The following is a 16,464-nucleotide window of genomic DNA, read 5'->3' on the forward strand; positions in this document are numbered from 1 at the left end:
CTCGCTTCGCTCGGCGGTCGCTTCGCGAAACGCGCACCTCTCGATTGTTCGCTCGCTCACCTGCGCGGTCCCGGCGGTGCGGGAGTCCGGCTGCGCGGTCCCGGTGACGCGGGCGCTCACCTGCGCAGTCCCAGCGAGACGAGGTCGAGACGGCCGACGAAGGCGGTGTGCCCGTACGCGCCGGCCACGTTCGGCCCGACCAGGACGGCGGCCTTGTCCCAGAGGAACGGGACGACCGGTGCGTCCTGCATGATCCGCTTGGCGAGCTCGCCGTACGCCGCCTGCGCCGCGGTCGGGTCGCCGGAGGCGGCGATCTCGTCGAGCTTGGCGTCGACCGCGGGGGAGTCGTACTGGGTGCGGTTGTTGTTGCCCTCGTCGGTGATCAGCCTGCCGTCGAACAGGATCGGCAGGTAGGTGGAGGCGCCCGGCCAGTCCGGCGTCCAGCCGTCGATCAGCAGGTCGTGCTCGCGGGTGGGGCTGCCGATGGTGCTGTAGAACGCCGAGGAGCTGATCTCGTTGATCCGCACGGTGATGCCGGCCCGGGCGAGTGAGGCCTGCACCGCCTCGCCCTGCGCCTTGCCGCCGGCGGTGGCCGGGGTGTCGAGGGTGAGTTCCAGGCCGGACGCGTGTCCGGCCTCGGCGAGCAGGGCCTTGGCCCTGGCCGGGTCGCCCTTGCCGTCCTGGCTCGGGTACGGGTCCTCGGGGGCGGCGCCGGGCAGGGTGGGCGGCAGCAGGGTGGTGGCGAGGTCGCCCGCGATGGGGCCTCCGCGGGTGGTGCGCAGCGCGTCCTTGTCGAGCGCGTAGGCGATCGCCTGGCGCACCCGGACGTCGTCCAGCGGCTTGTGCCTGGTGTTGATGCCGAGGAAACGGGTGTTGATGGACTCGCCGATGACCAGGCGCTGCTTCAGCCGGGGGTCGCCCAGCACCCGTCCGACCGAGGCCGGGCCGATGGGCTCCATCGCCACGGCGTTCGCGTCCTCGCCCTGGCCGGCGATCAGCCGCTGGTCGACCACGGCGGGGTCGAGGTTGAGGTCGATCACGACCTTGTCGGGGAGGCCCTTGCGGACGGTGTCGGTGGCCGGGTCCCAGGAGGGGTTGCGCACCAGGGTGAGCTGCTTCTTGGGCTCGAACGTGTCGATCCGGTAGGGGCCGGACGAGAACGGGCGGTTGTCGTAGCCCACGCCGGTGTCCTTGTCCTGCGGCACGGGGGCGAACATCGGCAGCGACACGGCCGAGCCGAAGTCGGCGACCGGCCGGTTGAGGTGGAAGACGACGGTCCGCTCGTCCGGGGTCTCGATCGACGCGAGACCGGACTTGTCCTGGTACGGGCCCTTGTACGTGTCGCCGCCCGTCAGCCAGAGCCGGGCGTACGGCGGGCCCTCGGGCAGTTCGGCGGCGAAGGTGCGTTCGACGCCGTACTTGACCTCCTTGCTGGTGACGGGCCGGCCGTCCTCGAAGCGCACGCCGTCCCGGAGGGTGAAGGTCCAGGTCCGGGCGCCGTCGGTGGGGCGGCCGGTGTCGGTGGCGAGGTCCGGCACGATCTTCCCGCCGGCCTGGCCGGGGGCCGGGGCGAAGGTGGTGAGCGTCCGGTAGATCAGCCGGCCGACGTCCTGGGTGGAGGTGACGTACGCGCGGGCCGGGTCCAGGTGTTCCAGGTCGATGGTGGACAGGACGTGCAGGGTGCCGCCCTTCACGGGGGCGGCTTCCCCGGGGGCGCCGGCTCCGGCCCCGGTCGATCCGGTGCAGGCCGCCGCGGACAGCAGCCCGAGGGCCGCCGTCAGGGCGCATGCGGCTCTTCGTGGCCTCATTCGTCCCCCTCTGGTGTGATATGACATTTCACATGTGGGACAAGATTGGGCCGCCGCGATCCCTTCCGGGAGCTCCCACCTGTTCATAACATCCGGTTATGGAGCTTGAGATACGGCACCTCCGGATGATCTGCACGATCGCCGAAACCGGCAGCCTCACCCGCGCCGCCGCCTCACTACGACTCAGCCAGCCCGGGCTCAGCGCCCAACTGCGCCGGATCGAGGCCATGTTGGGCGGCCCGTTGTTCGAGCGTGGGCGCACCGGCGCCGTGCCGACCGCCTTCGGCGAGGCCGTGCTCACCCGCGCCCGCGCCGTCCTGCCCACCGTCGACGAGCTGCTGAGTGCCTCCGCCCTGGCCGCCCGCTCCAGCAGCCCGGTCCCGCGACTGCGGCTCGGCTCGGTCAACGCCCCACTGATCGGCGGGCTGATCGATGCCCTGCGTGCCCACTTTCCCGAGGCCCGGATCGCTTCCCGCGCCCAGGGCTCGTCCGTCCCACTGATCGAGGACGTCTCGGCCGGCCGCCTCGAAGCCGTCGTGGTCGGCGACTGCCCCGGCTACGAGCTGGCCGCGCGGCCCGGTGTCGTCCTGCGGCCGGTGGTCACCGAGCCCGTCTTCGTCGCCCTGCCGGCGGGCCACCGCCTCGCCGGCCGGCCGGAGGTCGGACTGGACGAACTCGCCGACGAGGACTGGGTGTCGCCCCGGCCGGACGACGACCGGGTCCGCGAGTACTGGTCCACCACCTTCCACGCGACCGGCCACCGGATGCGCACCGTGCACGAGGCGGAGGGGCGGCTGCTCATGGAGCTGGTCCGCAGCGGCTGCGCGGTGAGCCTGTGCCAGGCCACCTTCGAGGAAGTGCCCGGCATCGCCGTGCGGCCCATCACCGGCGACCCGCTCTGGTACCGGCACCTGATCGCCTGGCACCAGGCAGGCCCGCTGGCCGCCTTGGAGGCGGCGCTGGTCGAGCACGTCCGTACGGCCCACCGGGTCGCTGCCGAGCGCAGCCCGGTGTACCAGCGGTGGCTGCGCGCGGCCGCCGGGCACCCCGAGGCGGCCGCCCGATGATGCACGCCGTTGTCCGTCGGCGTTCTACTCGCGCCTGACCCGCGGCCTTCCAACTCGCCTGCTGTGTAGTCCGCTTATGGCACGGTGAGTCTCACTGTCGAGACCTCGCCACAATGACAGCCTGTTCGACGGGGCGAGACAGGGCACCGTTCTCGGGTGGAAGCTGGTCCATGTCATCAGTAGACGTAGGGACACCTGTTGTTCCAGCCCAGGTAGTTGATGCCGAGCGCGGGCGTGCCGTTGTCCTGGCCGTCGTAGTAGTGGTAGATCAGCAGGGTTCGGCGGAAGAACCTTGCTGCCAAGGGGAGTTGGGCGAACCGCTCGTTTCGAGGACGTCCGGGTCCTCCGCCGCGTCCGCCGGTCGCACGAGGTGATGTCAGCAGGCGGCAGCAAGCGAGTCGACGAGGATGCCGAGTCCTTCCCCGGCCTCGTCCTCGGTCAGGGTGAGCGGGGGAGCCATCCGTAGGGTGTGGCCGTAGAGGCCGCCCTTGCCGATGAGCAGGCCCCGCTCCTTTGCGTGCTCCAACACCTCGGCGGCCAGCGACGCGCTCGGCGCTCCCGTGCCGGGGTCGATCAGGTCGACGGCGAACATCAGGCCCTTGCCCCGGACGTCTCGTGCGACCGGAAGCCCTTCCACCGCGGTCCGCAGGCCGTCGATCAGCAGGCGGCCGAGACGGTGTGCGTTGGCCTGGAGGTCGTGGGCGAGGAGGTAGTCGAGGGTGGCCCCGGCAGCCGCCGTCGCGATCGGGTTGCCACCAAAAGTGGAGATGCCGTTGGCCGGAAGCGCGTCCATCAGCGTGCCGTCCGCGACGACACCGCCGATCGCGAAGCCGTTACCCAGGCCCTTCGCGAAGGTCATGATGTGGGGTGTCACGCCATGGGCCTGGATGCCCCAGAAGTGCTCTCCGGTACGGCCCCAGCCCGTTTGCACCTCGTCCGAGACCAGCAGGATCCCGTACTGGTCCAGGATCTCCCGGTATCTCGCGAGGAGCCCGTCCGGTGCGGCGGTGAAGCCTCCGACGCCCTGGACGGGCTCCACGATCAGGCAGGCGACGTCGGTGGCGGTGGCCGTGTCGAGGACGTGCTGCAGATCGTCCGCGCAGAAGGCCAGGAACTCCTCGTCCGACAGGCGTGGGAAGCGTGCGCGGTCGGCGCCGTGCAGGTAGTGCACGTTGACGGGTGAGAGCGAGGAGTTCTTCCAGCTCCGGTTGCCCGTGACGGCCGTGGCCGCGTACGAGCGTCCGTGGTAGCTGTTGCGCAGGGCGAGCACCTGGTCGGACCGGCGGGCATTGGTGGCGAGCAGCAGCGCCGTCTCGTTGGCCTCGGTGCCGGAGTTGGTGAAGAAGACCTTGGCGTTCGCGATGCCCGACAGCTCCGCGATCTTCTCGGCCAACTCCACCTGAGTGCGGATGAGATACAGCGTCGAGGTGTGCGCGACCCCGGTGCGCAGCTGCCGCTCGACGGCCTCCCGGATCTCGGGCACGTCGTACCCGAGCATGGTGGTGAGGATGCCGCCGAAGAAGTCGAGATAGCTGCGCCCGTCGGAGTCGGTGACGCGGCGCCCCTTGCCGCTCACGATCTCGATCGGGTCGTCGTAGTAGAGCGACACCCACCTCGGCATGACCGCGCGATGGCGGCCGAGCAGGTTCGACATGCGAGGCTCACTCTCCTTGCGACAGCATCGACCTGGCGTCGATCGGGCAGCCGGGGCGCACGGACGGCTCTCAGGCAAGCTACCCGACCCCCGGTCCGTAGGCCGGTCAATCGGGGACGACACGGGCCGCGGCGCCACACGCAACCAGATCCCCGGCATCGTCACCTCGGTCACCGCAGGTCGGTTCACGGTACGCAAGTGGCCAATTCGGGACTACGGCAACCCGCTTGGCCGGCTCAGGACGTGGAGGCGACCAGGTCGAGGGCGATCCGGGCGGCTCCGTTCGCTTCACGGGCCGGTGGCGTGGCCGCCCGGCCCGACGTGCGGGCCGCGCCTCTCAGGAGTCGGCTGGTTGACCTTGTGGCCGGCCCACTTGTGCCACAGCGCCTCGCGGATCAGCCGTTCCAGCCCGGCGTCGTCGACTCCCGCGCGCAGCGCGGAGCGCAGGTAGGTCTCCTCCAGCGCGAACAGGCAGACGCGGAAGGCTCCTTCCGCGGTGGTCCGCATGCGGTTGCAGCTGTCGCAGAAGGGCTTCGTCACCGAGGGGATGAACCCCAGCACCCCCGGCGCTCCGTCGGCGAAGCGGTAGGAGGTGGCCGGCTGCGGCGAGTCCGGGGTGACGGGGGTCAGGTCGTAGACCGAGGAGACGGCCGCCAGCGTCTCCGCGGCCGGGGCGACCGCCGCGGCACTCCCGAGCCCCTATGAGGAGCCTGACGGTTCCGACGGCGTCCGGGAGCGCCGCTGCGGTCTCAGCCGAGCGGCTTGTCGAGGATCGCCTTGGTGTGGCTGAACGTGTCGATGGAGTACTCGCCGTGGTAGCGGCCCATGCCACTCTCGCCGACGCCGCCGAACGGCAGCTCGGGGACCGCCAGGTGCGACACGGGCAGGCCGAAGACGAGCGCACCGGACGAGGTCTCCTCGGCCAGCCGCTGCTTGGTGCGGTCGGAGTCGGTGAAGGCGTACAGCGCGAGCGGCTTGTCGCGCTCGTTGATGAAGGCGATCGCCGCGTCGAGGTCGGGCACGGTGATGATCGGCAGGATCGGTCCGAAGATCTCCTCCCGCATCACGGGAGCCGCGGGCGGGACGTCGGCGAGTACGGTGGGTGCGACGTAGCGGGTGGCGCGGTCGTGGCCGCCGCCGGTGACGACGCGTCCCTCGGCGAGCAGAGCGGTGAGACGGTCGAAGTGGCGCTCGTTGACGATCCGCCCGTACTCGGGGTCACCGGCCGGGTCGTCGCCGTAGGCCACGCGGACGGCGGCGGCCAGTTCGGCCTCGAGTGCGGCAGCGGTGTCGCCGACGGCCAGGACGTAGTCGGGGGCGACGCAGGTCTGGCCGGCGTTGAGGAACTTGCCCCGGGCGATCCGCTGCGCGGTCACGGCCAGGTCGACGCCGGGCTCGACCACGACGGGGCTCTTGCCGCCGAGTTCGAGGGTGACGGGGGTGAGGTGCTTGGCGGCGGCCGCCATGACGATCCGCCCGACCGCGCCGTTGCCGGTGTAGAAGATGTGGTCGAAGCGCTGCTCCAGCAGCGCGGTGGTCTCCGGGACGGCGCCCTCCATGACGGCGACGGCCTGCGGGTCGAGGTAGCGGGGCAGCAGGCGGGCGATGGCCGCCGAGGTCGCCGGGGCCAGCTCGCTGGGCTTGACCACGGCGGTGTTGCCGGCCGCCAGGGCGCCCACCAGCGGGGCGAGGGCCAGCTGCAGCGGGTAGTTCCACGGAGCGATGATCAGCACCACGCCGAGCGGGTCGCGGACCACCCGGGCCTCGGCCGGGAGGAAGGCGTCGGGAACGGCGGCCGGCTTCGGGAGCAGCCACTCCTCCAGGTGCTTCACCGTGTGATCGAGCTCGTTGAGGGTGAAGGCCACCTCGGTGCGGTACGCCTCGGCAGCGCCCTTGCCCAGATCGGCGTTGAGGGCGGCCAGGAACTCCTCCGACTGCTCGGTGAGCAGCGAGCGCAGAGCCCGCAGCTGGTCGAGGCGCCAGGCGAGCGGCTTGGTGCGCCCGGATCGGAACGTGGCGCGCAGCCGCTTCACGACGGTGCCGGCGTCGGTGGCGAGGGCCTCGACCAGCCGGTGGGCCAGCTCCGCGGAGGAGGCCGGATTCTGCCCGGTGTACAGGTTGCGGTCGACGACGGTGTGCGGGGTGAACGGGGCGGCCTCGGCGAAGTCGGCGCCCAGCTCGACCAGACGGTCCTGGACCAGCCACTCGGCGCGGTCGGCCAGGCCGGCCGCGGTCTCCTCCGCGTTGGTGAACGCGGTCATGCGGTAGCCGGCGAAGGGCCAGCTGCCGTCCTCGCGGCGCGCGGCGAGCAGTGCGGCCGGTGCGTGGCAGACCACGCCGAGCGGCCGGCCCGAGTCGAGGGCACGGGTGAGGATCCGGCCGGACGCCTCGTTGACCGCGAGGTCCTCCATGGGGCCGTGGCCGCCGGGGTAGAAGACCAGGTCGTAGGCGTCCGGGTCGATGTCCTCCAGCCTGGCGGGGCTGGTGAGCGAGGCCCGGATGGAGTCGAGGTACGCGGCGATGGAATCGGCCCGCTCCTGGCCGCCGTTGGCCGCAGAGGTCAGGCTGCCGCGGTCGACGGTGGCCGCGACACCGCCGGGCGTGGCGATGGTGATCTCGTAGCCGGCCTCGCGGAAGACGCGGTGCGGTTCGGCGAGCTCCTCGGCCCAGTAGCCGGTCGGGTGGGTGGTGCCGTCGGCGAGAGTCCAGTGCGTGGCGCCGGTGACGACGAAGAGGGCGGCGGTCATGGTGGTGCTCCAGGATGAGTTGAGGTCTTCGATGGTTGAAGGCCTCAAGTAATGCGTTCGACGGTAGGCCTCGATGGTTGAGGTTGTCAACTAATCCTGCCTACACTCGAACCATGACCAGCATCACCCCGCCCACCGTGCCCACGTCCATCGAGCTGATGGACCAGCTGGCCCAGGCCGCGGCCGAGTACTACCGCAGCTTCGCCACCGTGGCGGCGGCGCGCGGCCTCACGCTGATGCAGGGCAAGATGCTGAGCCTGCTCCGGCGTCCGATGCCCATGCGGACCCTCGCCGACCTGCTCGGCTGCGACGCGTCCAACGTCACCGGCATCGTCGATCGGCTGGAGGCGCACGGCCTGGTCCGCCGCGAGGTCGACCCCGCTGACCGGCGGATCAAGAGGGTGACCCTGACGGAGGAAGGCGAGCGGACCGTCCACGAGATCCGCGCCGAGCTGCTGACCACCCTCAGCGGGTTGGACGAACTGGGCGAGCGGGACCGGCGCACCTTCCAGCGCCTGCTGAGCCGGCTCTTCCCTGCCGGCGCCGCCTGAACGCGGTGGCCGGCCCCTTCGACGGGTTGACGGACCGCGCCTTGGCACGGCGACCTGCCCGGCCGGCCTGGCCCTTGCCCTGCCCGGCTCAGCCCGGCGGTCGGGTCCTCCCTCCTGACGTCGCCCTCCTGACGTCGCCCTCCTGACGTCGCCCTCCTGACGTCGCCCGCCGGACCCGACCGCCGTCCTGGCCGTTCCATCGGCCTTGTCGCGCTCGCGGTGCGGCCGGGTCCTCGGGGCGGGGTGGTCAGCTCAGGGTGCGGAGCGCGGCGGCGTCGTAGGGGTGCAGGTCGGTGAAGCGGCCGGAGAGGACCTTGGCGGCCCACTGCGGGTCCTGGAGGAGGGCGCGGCCGACGGCGACCAGGTCGAACTCGTCGCGTTCCAGCCGGTCGAGCAGGTTGTCGATGCCCTGGACCGGGGCGCCCTCGCCCATGAAGGCGCGGACGAAGTCGCCGTCGAGGCCGACCGAGCCGACGGTGATGGCGGGGCGGCCGGTGAGCTTCCTGGTCCAGCCGGCCAGGTTGAGGTCCGAGCCGTCGAACTCGGGGATCCAGTAGCGGCGGGTCGAGGCGTGGAAGGCGTCGACGCCGGCCTCGGCGAGCGGGGCGAGGATCGCCTCCAGTTCCTGGGGGGTCTCGGCGAGGCGGGCGTCGTAGTTCTCCGACTTCCACTGCGAGTAGCGGAAGATCACCGGGAACTCGGTGGAGACGGCCTCGCGCACCGCGGCGACGAGCTCGGCCGTGAACTTCGTCCGGGCGACCGGGTCGCCGCCGTAGGCGTCGGTGCGGCGGTTGGTGCCGGCCCACAGGAACTGGTCGAGCAGGTAGCCGTGCGCGCCGTGCAGCTCGACGCCGTCGAAGCCGATCCGCTCAGCGGCTGCGGCGGCCTCGGCGAACGCATGGATGACGGCGTCCAGGTCGGCCCGGGTCATCGCCCGCCCCGTTCCCTCGGTGCCGTCCAGCCGGAGGCCGGACGGGCCGACGGCGGGGGCACCGGCGAAGGGCGGGTCGCTCTGCTTGCGCACCATGCCGATGTGCCAGAGCTGCGGCACGATCGTGCCGCCCGCCGCGTGGACGTCCTCGGCGACGCGGGCCCACCCGGCCAGCTGTTCCTCGCCGTGGAAGCGCGGGATGTCGTCGCTCTGACCGGCGGATTCGTGGCCGACGTACGTTCCCTCGGTGACGATCAGGCCGACGCCTGCGGCGGCGCGGCGGGCGTAGTACGAGCGCACGTCCTCGCCGGGCACGCCGCCCGGGGAGAACTTGCGCGTCATCGGCGCCATCACGATGCGGTTGGGCACGGTCAGCCCGTTGATCGTGACGGGCCGGGACAGGATCTCGGCCGCGCGGGAGGTGGAGGGCTCAGTGACGGTCATGGGGATTCCTTGCGGATGGCGGTGGTGTGCGCCGGGACGGAAACGGTTGCCCGTGCCAACCACCTCGACAGCCTGCGCATTTCGCCGGTCGCGCGTGACCCGTTGTGATCCGCGCCACTGCGTGCCGGCGGGGGCGGTGGTCCCTACGCGGCCCGCCGCCCGTACGGTGGGCCACCGGGTCGCCGATCGGTCCGGCCGGTGGTGGGAGCGGACCTCGCCGCAGGAGCTCATCAGCCCTTGCCGTCCAGTGGCCGGGCCTTCGCCCAGGCGAACTCCTCGTTGCTCAGATGCCCGCTGTCACGCAGTACCGCCAGGCGCTCCAGCTCCCCGACCAGCGTCGACGTGTCGACGGGTCGGCACTGTCGGTGTAGTCGCCATCGGTGGTCAGGTTCACGGTGAAGAGCGCACCACCCCAGAGCACGGCCCCACCCAGGAAGCTGAGCCCGTCGGGAATCGTGCCGATCACATCGCCGGCGAGCAGGCCGGCGGCCACGAACAGCGCGGCGCAGAGGTAGGTCGCGTTGCGTCGCCGCGGGGATAGACCCGGCCGGACCGGCAGGTCCGGCGAAAGATCGTTCGAGGTCACGGGGCGATGCTAGCCGCGGTGATCGTCGCGCGGGCGAGATCTTTGACGGTTGGTCGGGGTGCTCGGGTTCGACGCACTCCGGGCCAACGGCATCGGCTCCGTCTCGGCCCGAGGTTCCGGTGACGGACGTCGCTGCTCACGACGCACTGATCGGGGTGCCTCGACCACGCCGGAGCCCGGCGGAAACGACGGGACGTACGGTGCGGGCCGAGCCACTATGGGAGGAGGCCTACGGGTTCACTGGTCGGCTCGAATGGGGTGCTGGTGATGGGCGTGCCGTGGCATCGGTCGCCGAGGCCCGGACACGAGGCCGCCGAGGCTCCGGCCGGGCGCGGCCTCGACGAGGCGGCGCAGATCCTGCGATCGGCGCCGACCCGGCTCGACGCACACATCGGCGGGCTCTACCTGTTGTCGGAGAACCGGCAGGTGCTCGAACTGGCCGTGACACTGGGGGCCGCCCGGCAGTTCACCAGGCCGTGGCAGCGCATCGGCATCGCCGCACCGGTACCGGTGGCCGAGGCGGTGCGCAGCGGCCGGGTCGTATGGGTGGGCGGCGCGGAGGACATGGCGCGCAGGTACCCGAGGGTCGCGCTCGCCATGCCGTACGCGTTCTGCCTCGCGGCTGCTCCGCTCGCCACGCGGCGGACCGGGTACGGGGCCGTCTTCGTGCTCTGGCCCGCCGCGCATCCGCCCGAGATGTCGCCCGGTGAACGGGACCGGTTCGACGCGTTCGCCGCGCGCCTGGTCGAGGTGCTGGCGGACGCGGCCCGGGCGGGCCGACCGGTCCGGGCCGGCCCGCGCGCCGGGGTGGCGGAGTGCGGTTCCGCCGCACCCCTCACGACGATGGCGGCACGGCTTCCGGAGGGCCTGTGCGACATCGATCTGGACGGCAGGCTGGGCGCGGTGACGCCGGCCGCCGCCGAGTTGCTGGGCGTGCCGGTCGAGCTGCTGCTGGGCGCGCGGCCGTGGGCGGTCCTGCCGTGGCTGCGGGACCCGGTGTACGAGTACCACTACCGGTCCGCGGTGATGAGCGGGCAGTCCACCTCCTTCGTCGCGTTGCGACCACCGGACCGGTGGCTGTCGTTCGAGCTGTTCCCGGACCCGTCCGGGCTCACCGCGCGGATCGTCACGGCCGACATCGCCCGCCGTGACCGGCCCACCGGAACGCCGGCCCAGCGGGCGGTGCACACACGGCCCGGAGCGCTGTACCACCTCCTCCACCTCGCCAGCGCGCTGACCGAGGCCGTCAGCGTGCAGGACGTGGTGAGCTTGGTCTCCGAGCAGATCGTGCCGGCTTTCGGCGGCCAGGCCGTGGCGGTGCTCATACCCGAAGGCGGCCGACTGCGCATCGCGGGCCATCGCGGCTACCCGCCCGGCTTGGTCGACCAGTTCGACAGCACCCCGCTGACCGAGCCCACGCCCGGTGTCCAGGCGTCCACCAATCCCGTGCCGGTGTTCTTCGAGACCCGTGCGGAGTTGGAGCGGGTCTACCCGGACCGACACGAGACGCAGGACGGGATGGCCGCCTGGGCCTATCTGCCACTGGTGACCTCGCGCCGGCTGATCGGCACCTGCGTGCTGGCGTTCGCCGAGCCGCACCACTTCGACCTGGAGGAACGCGCCGTCCTCACCTCACTGGGCGGACTGATCGCCCAGGCCCTGGACCGTGCCCGGCTGTACGACACCAAGCTCGTCCTCGCCCACGGCCTCCAGGAGAGCCTGCTGCCCCGTGCGCTGCCCGCGGTCCCGAGCCTGGAGGTCAGCGCCCGCTACCTGCCGTGCACCGAGGGAATGGAGGTCGGAGGCGATTTCTACGACCTCATCCGGGTCGCGCCCGACACCGTGGCCGTCGTGATCGGCGACGTCCAGGGCCACAACGTCAACGCCGCCGCGCTGATGGGCCAGGTCCGTACCGCCGTCCGTGCCTTCGCCACCGCCGACGCCGATCCGAGCACGGTGCTCTCCCGCACCAACCGCCTGATGGCCGACCTGGACACGGCCTTGCTGGCCACCTGCGCCTACCTCCGCGTCGACCTCGCCCGCCGCGAGGCCTGGCTGGCCGACGCCGGCCACCCCGTGCCCCTGCGGTACGGCCCGGACGGTCGGGCGGACGCACTGGAACCGCGCACCGGCATGGTGCTGAACGTCGACCCCGCCGCCGACTACCCGCAGATCCGCGTCGACCTGCCGATCGGCACCACTCTGGTCCTGTACACCGACGGCCTCATCGACACGCCCGGTGCGGACCTCGACCAGGCGCTGGCCGATCTCATCGCCACGCTGGCCCGCCACGGCGGCGAACCGCTCGACCGGTTGGCCGATGCGCTCGTCGATCGAGCCGGGCACGGAGAGCAACGCACCGACGACGTCGCGCTGTTGCTGATCCGGTCCGTCCCGCGGTGAGCCGGGGCACGGGAGGGAGCGATTCCGTGGTCGGAGGGCGCGGCGGACCCGGGGGGCGCTCGGGCGAATGCGCGGTCTGCGGTGTCCCGTTCGTGCCGGGGCGGGATCATGGGGATATGGCGAGAGACACGGGCCCCGCCCCCCGGGCTCCGGGCCGAGCGAGTGGTCGTCATGGATGGCAGCACCCACGCCCGGTCCCGGGGGATCCTTCGGTGCGGCGTCTGCGGTCGGTGATGAGCATCCGCAGCGTCGCCGGTCAGATGTTCCTCCTGCAGGTCTCGATCGCCCTGCTGCTCGTGGTGGCGGCGGTCGTCGCGCTTCTGATCGAGTCCCGCAGCGACCGGTTCGCGGCAGCGCGCGACCGTTCGCTCGCCGCGGCCGAGGCGTTCGCCCACAGCCCCGGTCTGGTGGCGACGATGCAGGGCCCCGACCCCAGCAAGGTGCTGCAGCCACTGACCGAAGCAGCCCGTAAGGACGCCAAGGTCGACTTCATCGTGGTGACCGACCGTAACGGCATCCGCTACACCCACCCCGAACCGGAGCAGATCGGCAAGAAGTTCGTCGGCACCATCGGGCCGTCGCTGCACGGTCAGGTCACCGTCGAGCAGGTGCACGGCCCGCTCGGCCTGGAGTACCAGGTGGTGGTCCCGGTGGAGGACGCCCAGGGCGGGGTCGTGGGCATCGTGTCCGCCGGGATGAAGGTCGCCAACGTCAGCAGCGCGATCGACCGCCAGCTGCCGGTCGTCCTGGGCGCCGGCGTCGTCGCGCTGGGCCTGGCCACGGCCGGAACGGCGCTGGTGGGCAGACGTCTCCTACGGCAGACCCATGGCCTGGGGCCGGAGGAGATGACCAGGATGTACGAGCACCACGACGCGGTGCTGCACGCGGTGCGCGAGGGCGTGGCCATCGTCAGCGGCGACGGCCGGGTCCTGCTGGCCAACGACGAGGCGCGCCGGCTCCTGGACCTGCCCCCCGACGCGGAGGGGCGTGCCGTCACCGACCTCGGCCTCGACCCCCGTACGACCGAACTGTTGCTGTCCGACAGCGCGGTCACCGACGAGGTGCTCCCCGTGGGCGACCGTCTGCTGGCCGTCAACAACCGCCCCACCGACAGCGGGGGAGGACCTCTCGGCAGCGTCACCACCCTGCGCGACTCCACCGAGCTGCGCGCCCTGGCGGGGAAGGCCGAGGTCGCCCGCGGTCGGCTCAGGTTGCTGTACGACGCGAGCATGACCATCGGCACCACCCTGGACGTCCGGCGCACCGCCGAGGAACTCGCCAAAATGGCCTCCCGGGGATTCTGCGACTACACCACCGTCGACCTCGCCGAAGAGGTCCTGATCGGCGAGGAGCCGCAGGCCCTGACAGCCGGTGCCAGGGTGGAGCTGCGCCGGGTGGCGCTGGCGGGCATCCGCGACGATTCGCCCTTGTACCCCCAGGACCGACTGGTCCGGTGGGTCGGGAGTACCCCGCAGGCGGTGGGCTACCTCAGCGGGCGATCCGCGCTGGTCCCCGAGCTGGCGACCGACGCCGGGTGGCGCATGCAGGACGTCGAGCGGACACAGGCGGTGCTGGACTTCGGCCTGTCGTCGCTGATCGCCGTTCCGCTGACGGCGCGGGGTGTGGTGATGGGCATCGCCTGCTTCTGGCGCGGCCGGGACAGGGGCCCGTTCGAGGACGACGAGCTGTCCCTGGCCGAGGAGCTGGCCGCCAGGGCCGCCGTGTCCATCGACAACGCCCGCCGCTTCACCCGCGAGCACACCATGGCCGTCACCCTGCAGCACAGCCTGTTGCCGCGAGCGTTGCCCGAGCAGAGCGCCCTCGACGTCGCCTACCGCTACCTGCCCGCCCAGGCGGGGGTCGGCGGCGACTGGTTCGACGTCATCCCGTTGCCGGGTGCCCGGGTCGCGCTCGTCGTCGGCGACGTGGTCGGCCACGGTGTGCACGCGGCCGCCACAATGGGCCGCCTGCGCACCGCCGTCCAGAACTTCTCCACCCTCGACCTGCCGCCGGACGAGCTCCTGGGGCACCTTGACGAACTGGTCGCCCATATGGACCAGGAGGCGGCCGCGGCCGGGGGTGAGCCCGCGATCACCGGTGCCACCTGCCTCTACGCGATCTACGACCCCAGCACCGCCACCTGTGCGATGGCTCGGGCGGGCCATCCCCCGCCCGCCGTCGTCCACCCGGGCGGGACGGTGGAGCTCCTCGCCCTCCCCGCCGGTCCGCCGCTCGGCCTGGGCGGGATGCCCTTCGAAGCCGTGGAGGTGCGACTGCCATCGGACAGCAGCCTGGTCCTCTACACCGACGGCCTCGTCGAGGACCGCACCCGCGACATCGGTGTCGGCCTGGACGTCCTCGCGAGCGTCCTGACCCGCCCCGGCCGATCGCCCCAGGAGATCTGCGAGGCCGTGCTCGACGCCCTGCTGCCCGCCCGCCAGACCGATGACATCGCCCTCCTCGTCGCCCGCACCCGCGTTCTGGAGCCCGATCGGATCGCCGAGTGGGCGGTGGCCTCGGCTCCGGAGGCCGTGGCCCGGGTTCGCGCCGAGGCCACCCGACAGCTCGCCGAGTGGGGTCTTGACGAGGCCGCCTTCGTCACCGAACTGGTGCTCAGCGAGCTGGTGACCAATGCCATCCGCTACGCCACCGAACCGATCAGGGTGCGGCTGCTGTACGACCGCACGCTGATCTGTGAGGTCTCCGACACCAGCAGTACCGCCCCGCACCTGCGCTACGCGGTCGCGGACGACGAGGGCGGCCGCGGCCTGTTCCTCGTCGCCCAGCTCGCCGAACGCTGGGGCGTCCGCTACACCTCCGAAGGCAAGATCATCTGGGCCGAGCAGTTCCTGTGACCGAGCAGTTCCTGTGACGGAGCGTCCCGCCCATCGGGCTCGGCAGGCGGCGGGGCAGGTGGTGCTCGCCCAGCAGGTCGCCTACCGGCACATCCCCCTGCCGCGCGCGTCCGCCTGCGCCAGCGGGCCATCAGGACGCTCCAGGCGCTGACCGCCGCACCCCGGGTGCAGATCGCCCACCACACCCCGGCCCTCCTGGTGCGACGGGATCCTCTTCAACGCGACGGCAGGGTCCGGCCAGGCCGAACCGCCGACGCGAGCAGAACTCCGCGAGCAGGCGGAGCTAATGATCCGCACCTTGGTCGGCCCCTGAGAGGGACCCCGTTCGTAGTCGCGCATATCCCCGAACGTCATGTCCCATCGAAGGACCAAGCGCGGGCCTCCCGGTCGGGAGACCATGGCCTCATGGACAGCGAGACGATCGCACGCACCCGTTGCGCTCTGCACGCGGTGGCCGAACTGGTCCTGGCCGGCCCGCAGTACCGGGCCAGCGGCACGATCCGGCTGCGCGCCAGCCCGGGCGGCTTCGCCACCGCCGTCGGGCCGCAGCTGAGGGTGATCGGCGCGGAGCTGATCGCGCCCGGGCAGGCGGTGCCCCTCGAACGGACCACCTGCAGCGCGCTCGGCGCGGCCCTCGGGCTCACGGTCGGTGCGCCCGCCGGGCTGTACCAGGACGGGTCGGGTACCACCGCCGACACTGCGATCGAAGTGGACCCGTCCGCCGCCCGCTGGCTCGCGCACTGCTTCGCGCTCGGCGACGCCGCGCTGGGCGGGCTGTTCCCGGACGCGGACCCGGTCATCTGGCCCGAGCACTTCGACATCGGTCTGACCGCCGGCGATGTGAACTACGGCGTCTCGCTCGGCGACGCGTTCCAGCCGGAGCCGTACGCGTACGTCGGCCCGCACACCCCGCGGCAGGGCGAGTTCTGGAACGCGCCGTTCGGTGCCACCCGGACGATCCGTGAACTCGGCGGTGTCCTCGGCATCACGGCCTTTCTGGAGCAGGGCCGCCGACTGGCCGTCGAGGCTCGCAGGGCTTGATGCGGGTCGGGAGCGGTGGACACTCCTGCAGTTTGTGTCGGGCACCAGGTAGGGGTACTGTCTCCCAGTCGCTCGGCAGGGAGCACCGGACACGCATCGGCGCGGACGGTCCCGGGGCGGCCACTCCTCTGAAACATCACTTCCGGTTCGTGCCGGTCGTTTTCGCGTTCTCGCGCTGCGGCTCGGTGCTTATTCGGCGTGCGCGTTTTATCGGATTGCGGCCGGATTCGCTTTTCGGAGCGGGGATCGGCTAGAGTTTGAAGCGTCGGACGGGGCGTCAAACCCCGGAAGACACCGGCGAGTTGGATGAACGAAGCCCCGGAAACGGAGCGGAAAACATCTGATAAGCTGGAAACACGAAAGAACGAAGCGCCCGG

General features: G+C 71.9%; 11 protein-coding genes and 1 pseudogene. 5 read left to right on the plus strand and 7 right to left on the minus strand.

Going from position 1 to position 16,464, the window contains the following annotated elements; genetic code table 11:
- Positions 1–116 precede the first annotated feature (116 nt).
- Positions 117–1,808 carry an ABC transporter substrate-binding protein gene (locus ACFQ87_RS22345; protein ID WP_380612548.1) on the minus strand — a complete coding sequence of 564 codons (1,692 nt, stop codon included), beginning with the start codon at positions 1,806–1,808 and terminating at the stop codon, positions 117–119.
- Positions 1,809–1,906: 98 nt separating this feature from the next.
- On the opposite strand from ACFQ87_RS22345, the gene ACFQ87_RS22350 reads away from it, so the two are divergent.
- A complete protein-coding gene (locus ACFQ87_RS22350; RefSeq protein ID WP_380612549.1) occupies positions 1,907–2,875 on the plus strand; it encodes a LysR family transcriptional regulator in 969 nt (322 codons plus the stop codon).
- 176 nt (positions 2,876–3,051) lie between these two features.
- On the opposite strand, the gene ACFQ87_RS22355 is transcribed toward ACFQ87_RS22350, so the two are convergent.
- The 4 genes and pseudogenes from ACFQ87_RS22355 to ACFQ87_RS22370 all read right to left on the minus strand — a co-directional run bounded on the left by ACFQ87_RS22355 (position 3,052) and on the right by ACFQ87_RS22370 (position 7,276).
- Positions 3,052–3,177: a hypothetical protein gene (locus ACFQ87_RS22355; protein ID WP_380612550.1), complete on the minus strand. Its 126-nt coding sequence runs from the start codon at positions 3,175–3,177 to the stop codon at positions 3,052–3,054.
- A 74-nt stretch (positions 3,178–3,251) separates the two neighbouring features.
- The gene (locus ACFQ87_RS22360) at positions 3,252–4,529 is read right to left on the minus strand and encodes an aspartate aminotransferase family protein (RefSeq protein ID WP_380612551.1); all 1,278 of its coding nucleotides are present in this window, start codon (positions 4,527–4,529) and stop codon (positions 3,252–3,254) included.
- A gap of 288 nt (positions 4,530–4,817) precedes the next feature.
- Positions 4,818–5,198, minus strand: a pseudogene (locus tag ACFQ87_RS22365) (GTP 3',8-cyclase MoaA); the annotation flags it as partial.
- Positions 5,199–5,278: 80 nt separating this feature from the next.
- Positions 5,279–7,276, minus strand: a complete 1,998-nt coding sequence (locus ACFQ87_RS22370) for an aldehyde dehydrogenase family protein (RefSeq protein ID WP_380612552.1) — start codon at positions 7,274–7,276, stop codon at positions 5,279–5,281.
- Positions 7,277–7,389: 113 nt separating this feature from the next.
- On the opposite strand from ACFQ87_RS22370, the gene ACFQ87_RS22375 reads away from it, so the two are divergent.
- A complete protein-coding gene (locus ACFQ87_RS22375; RefSeq protein ID WP_380612553.1) occupies positions 7,390–7,827 on the plus strand; it encodes a MarR family winged helix-turn-helix transcriptional regulator in 438 nt (145 codons plus the stop codon).
- 247 nt (positions 7,828–8,074) lie between these two features.
- On the opposite strand, the gene ACFQ87_RS22380 is transcribed toward ACFQ87_RS22375, so the two are convergent.
- Positions 8,075–9,202 (minus strand): NADH:flavin oxidoreductase, encoded by a 1,128-nt coding sequence (locus ACFQ87_RS22380; protein WP_380612554.1) that lies wholly within the window; start codon positions 9,200–9,202, stop codon positions 8,075–8,077.
- Between the two features lie 283 nt (positions 9,203–9,485).
- Entirely contained in the window at positions 9,486–9,788 is a 303-nt protein-coding gene (locus tag ACFQ87_RS22385; protein WP_380612555.1) for a hypothetical protein, read from the minus strand.
- 267 nt (positions 9,789–10,055) lie between these two features.
- Between ACFQ87_RS22385 and ACFQ87_RS22390 the strand changes: the two genes are divergently transcribed.
- From ACFQ87_RS22390 to ACFQ87_RS22400, 3 genes are all read left to right on the plus strand, one after another.
- Positions 10,056–12,191: a SpoIIE family protein phosphatase gene (locus tag ACFQ87_RS22390; RefSeq protein ID WP_380612556.1), complete on the plus strand. Its 2,136-nt coding sequence runs from the start codon at positions 10,056–10,058 to the stop codon at positions 12,189–12,191.
- Positions 12,192–12,424: 233 nt separating this feature from the next.
- On the plus strand, positions 12,425–15,046 hold the full coding sequence (locus tag ACFQ87_RS22395) for a SpoIIE family protein phosphatase (protein WP_380612557.1): 2,622 nt from the start codon (positions 12,425–12,427) through the stop codon (positions 15,044–15,046).
- 405 nt (positions 15,047–15,451) lie between these two features.
- Positions 15,452–16,087 (plus strand): hypothetical protein, encoded by a 636-nt coding sequence (locus tag ACFQ87_RS22400; RefSeq protein ID WP_380612558.1) that lies wholly within the window; start codon positions 15,452–15,454, stop codon positions 16,085–16,087.
- Positions 16,088–16,464 lie beyond the last annotated feature (377 nt).

Origin of the sequence: Kitasatospora sp. NPDC056531, assembly GCF_042794375.1 — a bacterium.
Classification (GTDB): Bacteria; Actinomycetota; Actinomycetes; order Streptomycetales; family Streptomycetaceae; genus Kitasatospora.

Excerpts from the sequence above, each read along its gene's own strand:
- ACFQ87_RS22400 (WP_380612558.1), top strand. The coding sequence starts at position 15,452 with ATGGACAGCGAGACGATCGCACGCACCCGTTGCGCTCTGCACGCGGTG.
- ACFQ87_RS22350 (WP_380612549.1), top strand. The coding sequence starts at position 1,907 with ATGGAGCTTGAGATACGGCACCTCCGGATGATCTGCACGATCGCCGAA.
- ACFQ87_RS22395 (WP_380612557.1), top strand. The coding sequence starts at position 12,425 with ATGAGCATCCGCAGCGTCGCCGGTCAGATGTTCCTCCTGCAGGTCTCG.
- ACFQ87_RS22360 (WP_380612551.1), bottom strand. The coding sequence starts at position 4,529 with ATGTCGAACCTGCTCGGCCGCCATCGCGCGGTCATGCCGAGGTGGGTG.
- ACFQ87_RS22380 (WP_380612554.1), bottom strand. The coding sequence starts at position 9,202 with ATGACCGTCACTGAGCCCTCCACCTCCCGCGCGGCCGAGATCCTGTCC.
- ACFQ87_RS22370 (WP_380612552.1), bottom strand. The coding sequence starts at position 7,276 with ATGACCGCCGCCCTCTTCGTCGTCACCGGCGCCACGCACTGGACTCTC.
- ACFQ87_RS22375 (WP_380612553.1), top strand. The coding sequence starts at position 7,390 with ATGACCAGCATCACCCCGCCCACCGTGCCCACGTCCATCGAGCTGATG.
- ACFQ87_RS22390 (WP_380612556.1), top strand. The coding sequence starts at position 10,056 with ATGGGCGTGCCGTGGCATCGGTCGCCGAGGCCCGGACACGAGGCCGCC.
- ACFQ87_RS22345 (WP_380612548.1), bottom strand. The coding sequence starts at position 1,808 with ATGAGGCCACGAAGAGCCGCATGCGCCCTGACGGCGGCCCTCGGGCTG.